The sequence below is a fragment of the Lutibacter oricola genome, assembly GCF_900106565.1.
Taxonomy (GTDB): Bacteria; Bacteroidota; Bacteroidia; order Flavobacteriales; family Flavobacteriaceae; genus Lutibacter; species Lutibacter oricola.
Genome location: NZ_FNNJ01000009.1, coordinates 40,066 through 52,311, shown reverse-complemented (window position 1 = coordinate 52,311; position 12,246 = coordinate 40,066). Strand labels below are relative to the sequence as shown.

At 31.7% G+C, this 12,246-nt stretch carries 9 protein-coding genes; 7 read left to right on the top strand and 2 right to left on the bottom strand.

Annotated elements, in window-relative coordinates:
* Window positions 1-81: 81 nt before the first annotated feature.
* Both leuB and BLU40_RS13935 read right to left on the bottom strand, forming a co-directional pair.
* Window positions 82-1,197 (bottom strand): 3-isopropylmalate dehydrogenase, encoded by a 1,116-nt coding sequence (gene leuB, locus BLU40_RS13940; RefSeq protein ID WP_090124815.1) that lies wholly within the window; start codon window positions 1,195-1,197, stop codon window positions 82-84.
* Between the two features lie 40 nt (window positions 1,198-1,237).
* A complete protein-coding gene (locus BLU40_RS13935; protein WP_090124812.1) occupies window positions 1,238-2,413 on the bottom strand; it encodes a 2-isopropylmalate synthase in 1,176 nt (391 codons plus the stop codon).
* Window positions 2,414-2,563: 150 nt separating this feature from the next.
* On the opposite strand from BLU40_RS13935, the gene BLU40_RS13930 reads away from it, so the two are divergent.
* From BLU40_RS13930 to BLU40_RS13900, 7 genes are all read left to right on the top strand, one after another.
* A complete protein-coding gene (locus BLU40_RS13930; RefSeq protein WP_090124809.1) occupies window positions 2,564-4,108 on the top strand; it encodes a hypothetical protein in 1,545 nt (514 codons plus the stop codon).
* Window positions 4,109-4,487: 379 nt separating this feature from the next.
* Window positions 4,488-6,170 carry a dihydroxy-acid dehydratase gene (ilvD, locus tag BLU40_RS13925; RefSeq protein ID WP_090125050.1) on the top strand — a complete coding sequence of 561 codons (1,683 nt, stop codon included), beginning with the start codon at window positions 4,488-4,490 and terminating at the stop codon, window positions 6,168-6,170.
* Window positions 6,171-6,173: 3 nt separating this feature from the next.
* Window positions 6,174-7,907 (top strand): biosynthetic-type acetolactate synthase large subunit, encoded by a 1,734-nt coding sequence (gene ilvB / locus BLU40_RS13920; RefSeq protein ID WP_090124806.1) that lies wholly within the window; start codon window positions 6,174-6,176, stop codon window positions 7,905-7,907.
* A 2-nt stretch (window positions 7,908-7,909) separates the two neighbouring features.
* Entirely contained in the window at window positions 7,910-8,431 is a 522-nt protein-coding gene (gene ilvN, locus BLU40_RS13915; RefSeq protein WP_090124803.1) for an acetolactate synthase small subunit, read from the top strand.
* A gap of 18 nt (window positions 8,432-8,449) precedes the next feature.
* Window positions 8,450-9,922 carry a ketol-acid reductoisomerase gene (ilvC, locus tag BLU40_RS13910; RefSeq protein WP_090124797.1) on the top strand — a complete coding sequence of 491 codons (1,473 nt, stop codon included), beginning with the start codon at window positions 8,450-8,452 and terminating at the stop codon, window positions 9,920-9,922.
* A 12-nt stretch (window positions 9,923-9,934) separates the two neighbouring features.
* A complete protein-coding gene (ilvA, locus tag BLU40_RS13905) occupies window positions 9,935-11,197 on the top strand; it encodes a threonine ammonia-lyase IlvA (protein WP_090124794.1) in 1,263 nt (420 codons plus the stop codon).
* 428 nt (window positions 11,198-11,625) lie between these two features.
* Entirely contained in the window at window positions 11,626-12,243 is a 618-nt protein-coding gene (locus BLU40_RS13900) for a GNAT family N-acetyltransferase (RefSeq protein WP_090124791.1), read from the top strand.
* Window positions 12,244-12,246: the final 3 nt, after the last annotated feature.

The following is a 12,246-nucleotide window of genomic DNA, read 5'->3' as shown; positions in this document are numbered from 1 at the left end:
TTGTATGTAATGTATTTCTAATATTCACAAAAATAACTTTTTTTTTAATTTGAAGTATTTCTGGTTGATAATAAGGTTTTGTTAAATTATGGTAGATTGACCAAGATCTATATTGCTTTTATTGTAAAACGTGTTGTCGTCGTCTAGAATAAAATCGCTTATAAAGTTTCCAACATTTGTTGTTGAAAAATGATTTGTTGTATTTAAATCTGGTGTTGTTATATTAAGGTCTATAGATTTTTCAACTGCTAATCTTATGTTTTCTGCTTCATCATACAATTCAAAATGATCTAGCAGCATAGCTGCAGAAAGTATAGCAGCTAAAGGATTTGCTATGTTTTTTCCTTTTGCAGTAGGGTACGACCCGTGGATTGGTTCAAAAAGTGCTGTATGTTTACCAATGGATGCAGATGCCAATAAACCTATTGATCCTGAAATTACACTTGCTTCATCAGAAAGGATGTCTCCTATCATATTTTCAGTTAATATAATATCAAACTGAGTAGGTTTTAAAATTAGTTGCATTGCAGCGTTATCTGCATATAAGAAGTTGAGTTTTACACTTGGAAATTGTTTTGAAATTTCGGCAACTCTTGTTCTCCAAAGTTTAGAAGTTTCTAAAACGTTAGATTTATCTACAAGGGTAAGTTTTTTTCGTCTAAGTTTAGCGGCTTCAAAAGCTAGTATTGCAATTCTATCTATTTCTTCAACAGAATAGTTACAAGTATCTACAGCTGATAATTTATCATCACTTAGTTTTCTTTCTCCAAAATAAATTCCACCAGTTAATTCACGGTAAATAACTAAGTCGGCTCCGTCAATTACGTGTTCTTTTAAATTAGATTTATGAAGTAAAGATGTGTAAGTGTGTACAGGTCTAATATTTGCAAAAAGGCCTAGTTTTTTTCTAAGCTGAAGTAGGCCTTGTTCAGGTCTTACTTCAGCGTTAGGATTGTTGTCGTATTTTGGATCGCCAATAGCACCAAATAGTATGGCATCTGCATCGGCACAAATTTTTAAAGTTTCTTCGGGTAATGGGTTGTTAAATTCTTTTATTGCAACATCGCCAACTAAACCTTTGCTGTATTCGAAAGTATGCGTATACTTTTCAGCAATAGCGTTTAATACTTTAACGGCTTGTTGAATAACTTCGGGTCCAATTCCATCTCCAGGAAGTAAGGCTATTTTCAACTTCATAATCTATCATTTTCAAATTCTTACTTCAAAAGTAACTAAATTATATTGCAGTATTAGATTTTGCAACATGATTTAATTCCATTAAATGGTGAATATCTTCATCATTAACTTCTTTATGCTTATCTGCAAATTTTAAAAATTGAGGATAAACATCATCTAACTCAATTTTAGTTAAATCGTAACCTACATTTTTTGCTCTATAAGCTAATGCAGCTCTACCACTTCTTGCAGTTAGAACAATTGAAGATTCTGTAACACCAACATCTGCTGGGTCCATAATTTCATAAGTTTCACGGTTTTTAATAACACCATCTTGGTGAATTCCAGAACTGTGAGCAAAAGCATTTTCACCAACAACTGCTTTGTTAGGTTGTACAATCATTCCCATACTTCGCTGCACAAGTAAGCTTGTATCGTATAAAAGTTTTGTGTTAATACCAGTATCTAAATTAAGGTAAGGATGTTGTTTTAAAATCATTACAACTTCTTCTAAAGCAGTGTTTCCAGCTCGCTCTCCAATACCATTAATTGTACATTCAATTTGTCTAGCTCCATTTTGAACTCCTGCTATTGCGTTAGCAGTTGCTAAACCTAAATCGTTATGGCAATGGCAAGAAATTATAACATTGTCTATACCTTTTACGTTTTCTTTTAAGTATTTAATTTTAGCTCCATATTCATCTGGCAAACAATAACCTGTAGTGTCTGGAATGTTTACAACAGTTGCTCCGGCTTTAATTACAGCTTCCAAAACTCTTGCTAAATATTCATTATCTGTTCTACCTGCATCTTCAGCATAAAATTCAACATCTTCAACAAAAGATTTAGAAAAAGCAACGGCATCATAAGCACGTTCTATAATTTTTTCTTGTGTTGAAGCGAATTTAAATTTAATATGAGATTCTGAAGTTCCAATACCTGTATGGATTCTAGGTCTTTTGGCATATTTTAAAGCGTCAGCAGCAACTTCGATATCTTTTTTATTTGCTCTAGTTAAGCCACAAACTGTTGCGTTTTTTACTAGTTTAGAAATTTCTTCTACAGAAGTAAAATCTCCTGGGCTAGAGATTGGGAATCCAGCTTCAATTACATCAACACCTAATAAATCTAGTCGTTCGGCTATAACTAATTTTTGTTGTGTATTTAATTTACAGCCAGGGACCTGCTCTCCGTCTCTTAAGGTGGTGTCAAAAATTTGGACTCTATTATTACTCATTATTGATTTTTTTTTATCACATTTGAAAATCAAAAATATACTTATAGGTTATTCCTTTCTTGTAATAATTACGTAAGTTTACTATATTCAATTTATCCGTATAGGGTTTAAGTTGTTGAAAAACAATTAAATAAAAATATTTCAGTTACAATGGCTATTGAGCAAAAAGATGCACTTTTTTCATTAATTAAATCTTTGTCTAAATCAGAAAAGAGGCAATTTAAGCTATATGTTGGTAGGTTAGGTGGAAATTCCGAAGCGAATTTTATGACGCTATTTAATTTGTTAGATAAAGTTAGCGATTATAATGATGAGTTAATTTTGAAAAAAACTAAAATTAAAAAGCAACAAATTTCGAATACGAAGGCGCATTTGTATAAGCAAATTTTGGTGAGTTTGCGTTTTAATCCAGTACATCAAAATATACGTTCTCAAATAAGAGAGCAATTCGATTTTGCGGCTATACTTTATAGCAAAGGATTGTATAAACAGAGCTTAAAAATTTTAGAAAAAGCGAAAGACTTAGCGCTTAAAAACGGAGAAAATAATTTAGGGTACGAAATTGTTCAGTTCGAGAAAGTGATAGAATCTCAATATATTACTAGAAGTATGAGCAATAGGGCAGATGAGCTGGCTATACAAGCAAAGGAGTTAAGCTTGCGTAATGTTAGAATTAGTAAACTGTCAAATTTATCGTTACAATTGTATAGTTTAATGTTGAAGGAAGGTTATGTTAAGAATGATGGAACTTCAAAAGAAATTACAAAGTATTTTGAGAAGCGATTGCCTAAGTATCAATTATCAGATTTAGGTTTTAGAGAAAAGCTTTTTTTGTATAAAGCTTATTTATGGAGAAGCTTAATTATGCAAGATTTTATATCGAGTTTTAAGTATTCTAAAAAATGGGTTGATTTGTTTACACATAACCCTGAAATGAAAAAACAGAATCCTGTATTTTATTTGAAAGGAGTTAATTATTTGTTAGAGTCTTTATATCTCTTAAAACATAAAACAAAATTCAATTCAGTACTTACAATGCTAGAAACAGATATTGATAGTGGTAATATTGCATTGAACGCAAATACACAAATTCTAAAATTTTTATATTTAAATCAGAACAAACTTAATTTATACTTTTTAGAAGGGCGCTTTACCGAAGGATTAAGTTATGTAGATGAATTGTTAGAAGAAATTGAGTCTCATACTTCAAGAATTGATGAACATCATATTATGGTGTTTTATTATAAAATTGCCTGTATGTATTTTGGAGCAGGTAAAAACAAAGAATGTATTGTTTACCTTCAAAAAATAATTAATAATAAAGATTTAAAAATGCGTGAAGACTTGTTATGTTTTTCACGAGTTTTAAATTTAGTAGCTCATTACGAAGCTGGTTTAGATTTAAATATTGAAAAACTGATAGTTTCTACATATAAGTTTTTAAGAAAAATGAATGACTACAATCAGGTTCAAGAAAAAATGATTTTGTTCTTAAAGAATTTAAGTAATATATATCCGCACGACATTAAAAATGCTTTTATTGAATTACATGCAGAGCTTATTAAGTTTGAAGATCATCCTTATGAAAGAAGAGCATTTTTGTATTTAGATATTATTTCGTGGTTAGAGAGTAATATAAAAAATGTATCTGTTGAAAGTATAATTCAGGAAAAAGCAAAAAAAATGATAAAATAATTTGTAAGTCGTGAATTATTTTTAATATTTGTTGAAGAAAATGAAACAAGTTATTGTAAATATTATTTCTATTGTAGTCGTTGTGATTCAAACACAAACCGATTAGGAAAAATATTGCACAAAATAATATTTAAAAAACCTTCCTAATTTTATTAGGGAGGTTTTTTTTATTTCATAATCATTGTAAAATAAATAGGTTTAACTATCATAAAATCAGTAGTGTATGGTCAATATTAAGTAAGTGAGTGTTGTAATAAAAAATAAAAAACACTAAAAATAATAAATGCTAAAATTAAATTTGTAGTTCGTTAAATTAAATGCGGCGAAAAATTAAAAACTTTGAATATAATTCAAAGAAAATAAAATATTGTTAATAAAAATGCAACTAAATAAATATAGTAAAAGAGTAACACAAGATCCAACGCAACCAGCGGCAAAAGCAATGATGTATGGCGTAGGTTTGACTGATAGCGATATGGATAAGCCTCAGGTAGGTATTGCTAGTACAGGTTACGATGGTAATCCGTGTAATATGCACCTAAATGGGTTGGCTGGTTTTATTCAAGAAGAAGTTAATAAAAATGAACTTGTAGGATTAAAATTTAACACAATTGGAGTTAGTGATGGTATTTCTATGGGAACATCAGGAATGAACTATTCTTTACCTTCTCGAGATGTTATTGCAGATTCTATTGAAATAGTAATGAATGCGCAAAGTTACGATGGTTTAGTTACCGTTGTTGGTTGTGATAAAAATATGCCAGGAGCAATAATGGCAATGTTGCGTTTAAATCGTCCATCATTAATGGTTTACGGTGGTACTATTGCTTCGGGAAATTATAAAGGAAGAAAATTAAATATTGTTTCTGCTTTTGAAGCGCTTGGACAAAAAATTGCTGGAGAAATTTCAGAAGAAGAATACAAAGAAATTATTAAGAGATCTATTCCAGGAGCAGGAGCTTGTGGTGGAATGTATACGGCAAACACAATGGCATCTTCAATTGAAGCTATGGGATTTGCATTACCGTACAATTCATCTATTCCAGCAGAAAATCCACATAAAGAAACTGAAAGTGAGCGAATAGCAGTAGCTATTAAAAATTTATTGGAGTTAGACTTAAAACCTTTAGATATAATCACAAAAAAATCGTTAGAAAATGCGATTACAGTGGTTAATGCTTTAGGTGGTTCAACAAATGCAGTGCTGCATTATTTAGCAATTGCACATGCGGCTGGAATTGAATTTACGTTAGATGATTTTCAACGAGTAAGTGATAGAACTCCGTTAATTGCAGATTTAAAACCAAGTGGAGAGTACTTAATGGAAGATGTTCATGGGGTTGGTGGTACGCCAGCAATTATGAAATATTTATTAGAAGAAGGTTTTTTACACGGTGATTGTATGACAATAACAGGTAAAACACTTGCTGAAAATTTAGCAGATGTTCAGGCTATAAAATTTGAAGATGAGCAAGATGTTATTTATCCAACAGACAAAGCGTTAAAATCTTCAGGGAACTTACAAATCTTATTCGGAAACTTAGCTTTAGAAGGTGCAGTTGCCAAAATTAGTGGTAAGGAAGGAAACTTGTTTGAAGGTAAAGCAGTTGTGTTTAATAGCGAGCAAGATGCAAATGATGGTATTGGAGCAGGTAAAGTTTCAAAAGGAGATGTAGTTGTAATTAGGTATGTTGGCCCTCGTGGAGGCCCAGGAATGCCAGAAATGTTAAAGCCAACTTCTATGATTATGGGAGCTGGACTTGGTAAAACAGTAGCATTAATTACTGATGGTCGTTTTTCTGGAGGTACACATGGTTTTGTTGTGGGGCATATTACGCCAGAAGCACAATCTGGCGGAAATATAGGTTTAATAGAAGATGGTGATATGATAAAAATTGATGCAGCTAATAACACTATAGATGTATTAGTTTCTGAAGAAATACTTGCTGAAAGAAAAGCAAAATGGGTAGAGCCAGCACCAAAACACAAAAAAGGAATATTATATAAATATGCTAAAACAGTTTCTTCTGCTTCAGAAGGATGTGTTACAGATAAATTTTAAGAGATGAAAACATTAAACATGGAAGCGAAACAAAAGGAGACAGCAAAAACTGTTAAAATTTCAGGAGCCGAAGCGGTTATTAGATGTTTGCTAGAAGAAAATGCAGATTTAGCTTTTGGATATCCAGGAGGTGCAATTATGCCAGTTTATGATGAAATTTATAAATATCACGATAAATTTCACCACGTATTAACTCGTCACGAACAAGGTGCTGCTCACGCAGCTCAAGGTTTTGCACGTGTTACCGGTAAACCGGGTATTGTTTTTGCAACTTCAGGGCCAGGTGCAACAAACTTGGTAACAGGTATTGCAGATGCTCAAATAGATTCTACACCATTGGTTTGTATTACAGGTCAGGTAGCGTCTCATTTATTAGGTTCAGATGCGTTTCAAGAAACAGATATTATTGGTATTTCAACACCAGTAACAAAGTGGAATTATCAAGTTACAAAAGCTTCTGAAATACCAGCAGTAATGGCTAAAGCTTTTTACATTGCAAAATCAGGTAGACCAGGGCCAGTTTTAATTGATATTACAAAAGATGCTCAATTTGGAGAGTTAGATTATTCTTATGAAAAATGCGAAAAAGTAAGAAGTTATCGTGCTGTTCCAAAAATGAATGCTGAAAAAATTCAAGAAGCTGCAACTATTATTAATAATGCTAAAAAACCATTTATTGTTTGGGGGCAAGGTGTTATTATAGGTGAGGCAGAACAAGAGTTTAAAAACTTTATAGAAAAAACAGATATTCCTTCGGCTTCAACAGCTTTAGGTTTATCGGCTTTAGAAACTAAACACCCATTAAATGTTGGTATGGTTGGTATGCATGGAAATTATGCACCAAATGTATTAACAAATGAGTGTGATGTTTTAATTGCTATTGGAATGCGTTTTGATGATCGTGTTACAGGTAATTTAAACACATATGCAAAACAAGCTAAAGTAATTCATTTTGATATTGACCCTGCGGAAATTGATAAAAATGTAAAGACTGATGTTGCTGTTTTAGGTAATGTAAAACAAACATTAGTTGAGGTTATGAAGCTTGTGGATAAGGCAGATCATAAAAGCTGGATGAGTGAGTTTGATAAATTATATCAAATTGAAGTAGATAAAGTAATAAACGATCAGTTAAATCCTACAAAAGAAGGTTTAACTATGGGTGAAGTATTAGGCGGAATTAATAAGGTTTCTAATGGTGATGCTGTTGTGGTGTCTGATGTAGGGCAACACCAAATGTTTGCGTGTCGTTATGCAGATTTTATTAAATCTAGAAGTAGTGTTACTTCAGGAGGTCTTGGCACAATGGGCTTTGCTTTGCCAGCTGCAATTGGAGCAAAAATAGGCGTTCCAGAAAGAGAAGTTGTAGCAATTATTGGAGATGGTGGTTACCAAATGACTTGTAATGAGTTGGGTACTATTCTTCAAACAAAAGCTGCAGTAAAAATTGTAGTTTTAAACAATAGTTATTTAGGTATGGTACGTCAATGGCAAGAGTTGTTTTTTGATAAACGTTATGCTTCAACAGAAATGATAAGTCCAGATTTTGTAAAACTTGCAGGCGCTTATGATATTGAAGCAACAAGAGTTTCTAAAAGAGAAGATTTAGAAGATGCTATAAAAACAATGATGGCTTCAAAAGAAGCCTTCTTTTTAGAAGTTGTTATAGAGCAAGAAGATAACGTATTTCCAATGATACCAACCGGAGCAACAGTTTCAGATATAAGATTAAGTTAATTATGGAAGAAGAACAATTATATACAGTGTCGGTTTATACCGAAAATAATATAGGAATTTTAAATCGCCTTTCAGCAATATTTTTAAAACGTCATGTGAATATTGAAAGTATGACGGTTTCGAAATCTGAAATAGAAAATGTACATAGATTTACGTTTGTAGTTAACCTTTCAGAAGTTAGAATTGCAAAAATTATTGGGCAGTTAGAAAAGCAAATTGAAGTAATAGGTGCTTATTACCATACTGAGGATGAAACTATTTATAACGAAACAGCGTTATTTAAAATTTCTACTGAACATTTGTATGATGAGAAATTGCAGAAAAAATTTAAATTTAGACGAGCGCATATACTTACAATAACAGAACGTTATTTTGTTATTGAAGCATCTGGTTCAAAAGAAAATATTGATAAAATGTACGAAAGGTTAAAACCTTATGGTTTACTACAATTTGTACGCTCAGGTCGTATAGCAATTACGCGTCCAAAAATGGCAATATCAGAAATATTAGAAGAAATTAATTAAAAGAATAAAAACAAAGAAATGGCAAATTATTTTAACACACTTCCGTTACGTTTACAATTAGAACAATTGGGACAATGTGAATTCATGGATAGATCAGAATTTAGTGAAGGTGTAGAAGCACTAAAAGGGAAAAAAATTGTAATTATTGGTTGTGGAGCTCAAGGGTTAAACCAAGGTTTAAATATGAGAGATTCTGGTTTAGATGTTTCTTATACATTAAGACCAGCAGCAATTGCTGAAAAAAGACAATCATTTTTAAATGCTTCAGAAAACAAATTTAATGTTGGAACTTATGAAGAAATGATTCCTACGGCAGATTTATTAATTAATTTAACACCAGATAAACAACACACAAATGTTGTAAATGCTGTTATGCCTTTAATGAAAAAAGGTGCAACACTTTCTTATTCTCACGGTTTTAATATTGTTGAAGAAGGAATGCAGGTAAGAAAAGATCTTACAGTAATTATGGTAGCTCCTAAGTCGCCAGGTTCTGAAGTTAGAGAAGAATATAAAAGAGGTTTTGGTGTACCAACATTAATTGCTGTGCATCCAGAAAATGATCCTGAAGGAAAAGGATGGGATCAAGCAAAAGCTTATGCTGTTGCTACAGGTGGTCATACAGCTGGTGTTTTACGTTCGTCATTTGTTGCAGAGGTAAAATCAGATTTAATGGGTGAGCAAACAATTCTTTGTGGATTGTTACAAACAGGTTCTATTTTATGTTTCGATAAAATGGTTGCTGAAGGTGTAGATGCTGGTTATGCTTCAAAATTAATTCAATATGGTTGGGAAACTATTACAGAAGCTCTAAAACATGGTGGTATTACAAATATGATGGATCGTTTATCAAATCCAGCTAAAGTTGCTGCTTTTAAAGCTTCCGAAGAATTAAAAGATATTATGCGTCCGTTATTCCAAAAGCATATGGATGATATTATTTCAGGTCATTTTTCTAAAACTATGATGGAAGATTGGGTAAATGATGATGTTAACTTATTAACTTGGAGAGCTGCAACTGGAGAAACTAACTTTGAAAAAACTCCTGCAGGAGATGTTGAAATTTCTGAACAAGAATATTTTGATAACGGTGTGTTAATGGTTGCAATGGTAAAAGCTGGTGTAGAATTAGCTTTTGAAGCTATGACAGATGCTGGTATTATTGAAGAGTCTGCTTACTACGAGTCTTTACACGAAACGCCACTTATTGCAAATACAATTGCACGTAAAAAATTATACGAAATGAATAGTGTAATTTCTGATACTGCAGAGTATGGATGTTATTTATTCGATCACGCTTGTAAACCATTAATTGAAGAATACGTTAAAAACGCGCCGAGTAACTTAGTTGGTCGTCCTTTTAATAGCGGTGATAATGGTGTTGACAATAAAGAATTAATTGAAATAAATGATGCAATTAGAAATCATCCAGTTGAAGAAATTGGTGAGTTTTTAAGAGAATCTATGACAGCAATGAAAAAAATTGTTTAAACAGTTAAAATTTTGAGTGAATCTACTAAAAAAAGTATTTCATTAGAAAAAATTTATAAAGCTCAACAGAGCATTAAAGGAGTTGTGCAAGCAACTCCTTTAATGTTTATGAAAAATTTTTCTGAACAGTATGGAGCCAGCATTTATTTTAAAAGAGAAGATGTTCAAGTTGTACGTTCGTATAAAATTAGAGGAGCTTATAATAAAATTCAAGGCTTAACAGCTAAAGAATTAGAAAATGGAATAGTGTGTGCTAGTGCAGGAAACCACGGGCAAGGAGTTGCTTTTGCATGTAAGAAATTACAGGTAAATGGAACTATTTTTATGCCGGTTACTACGCCTCATCAAAAAATTGATCAGGTAAAAATGTTTGGTGGCGAGTATGTGGAAGTTCAGCTTATTGGAGATAGTTATGATGATAGCCAAATAGCAGCAAAGGAATTTTGCGACGCTAATCAAAGTACTTTTGTGCATCCGTTTGATGATATAGATGTAATTGCAGGACAAGGAACAATAGGGCTTGAAATATTGAATGATATTGATACGCAAGTTGATTATTTGTTTATGCCAGTTGGTGGTGGAGGTTTAGCTTCGGGTGTTGGAAATGTGTTTAAATCATTAAGTCCAGAAACTAAGTTAATTGGTGTTGAACCAAAAGGTGCGCCATCATTAACTACTTCATTAAAAAATGGAAAAAACACTACATTAACCGAAATTGAAAAATTTGTTGATGGTGCAGCAGTTAAACGAATGGGCGAAATTACCTATGAGTTTTGTAAAGAATTATTAAATGATACGGATACTGTTTGTGAAGGACAAATTTGCACAACAATTTTAAAAGTTTATAACGAAAATGCTTTGGTTGTTGAACCAGCAGGAGCATTGTCTATTGCAGTTTTAGAACAGTATAAAGAGCAAATTAAAGGTAAAACGGTTGTTTGTATTGTAAGTGGAGGTAATAATGATATTACCAGAATGGAAGAAATGAAAGAAAGGGCCTTACTTTTTAAAGGTTTAAAGCATTATTTTATTATCCGATTTCCGCAAAGAGCAGGTGCGTTAAAAGAATTTGTGGTAGATGTTCTGGGAGTTAATGATGATATTACATACTTTGAATACACCAAGAAAAATAATAGAGATAAAGGTCCTGCAGTAGTGGGAATTCAATTAGAATCTAAAGATGATTTTGAACCTTTGGTTTCTAGAATGAAGGAAAAAGGATTTTTAGGTGATTATCTAAATGATAACCCTGAACTTTTTCAATTCTTAATTTAAAAAGCATACTAACCTAGCGGGTTTCTAAAACCTGTTAGGTTTAAAGTAATAATTTTAACGTTCTTTAATTTTTTAAGAGGCGGATAAACAAGTGAGTGTAGGGTTTATTAATCGTGTTATCTAGTTGTTTGGTTTTTATTGAAGGTAGTTTCGATTGGGAATTCGTAATTCTTAATTAATAATTAAAGATAATTGTTAATTATATAGGGTCTTTAAGTAAATGTTGTTAAATATTAAACAAAGAGGGTAATATATTAGAAAAAAGGCGTAATATTGTACTAATGAAAATTAACAAGTTACATACTACTATTGTACGCCGCTTCACACGTCGCCCCTTTCGGGCGTAATTTTCTATTGAAAACGATGAGTTCGTTTTCGCTTCTCAAAAACACATAAATAATACAATTTTATAATTCAAAAAGTAAACAATGAAAATTGTTATAGCTGATAAATCGCATATAAAATATTCAGAAATAATTTGTGATACTATTAAAGAATCTGCTAAGGTTAGAGGTACTGGTATTGCTGAAAGAACTCCTGATTATGTTGCAGATAAAATTACTAAAGGTGATGCTGTTATAGCATTAGATAAAGACAAATTTGCAGGGTTCTGTTATATAGAAACCTGGGATAATAAATCTTTTGTAGTTAACTCTGGTTTAATAGTACATCCAGATTTTAGAAATCAGGGACTGGCTAAAAAAATTAAAAAAAGAATATTCGAGTATTCTAAAGAGAAATATCCAGATGCTAAAATATTTGGTATTACTACTGGTTTGGCGGTGTTAAAAATAAATTACGAGTTAGGATATCAACCCGTAACTTTTTCAGAATTAACAAACGACGAAGCTTTTTGGAACGGATGTAAAACATGTAAAAATTACGATGTTTTAATGAGAACTGACAAAAAAATGTGCCTATGTACAGGAATGTTATATGATCCTAAACATGATAAAGATGTAAAAGATCATAAATACAATTCAAAAGTATTAAGCAGATTAAAAAAAATAAAACAAGCATTATTTCTTAAAAAGAATAAAAAATAAAAT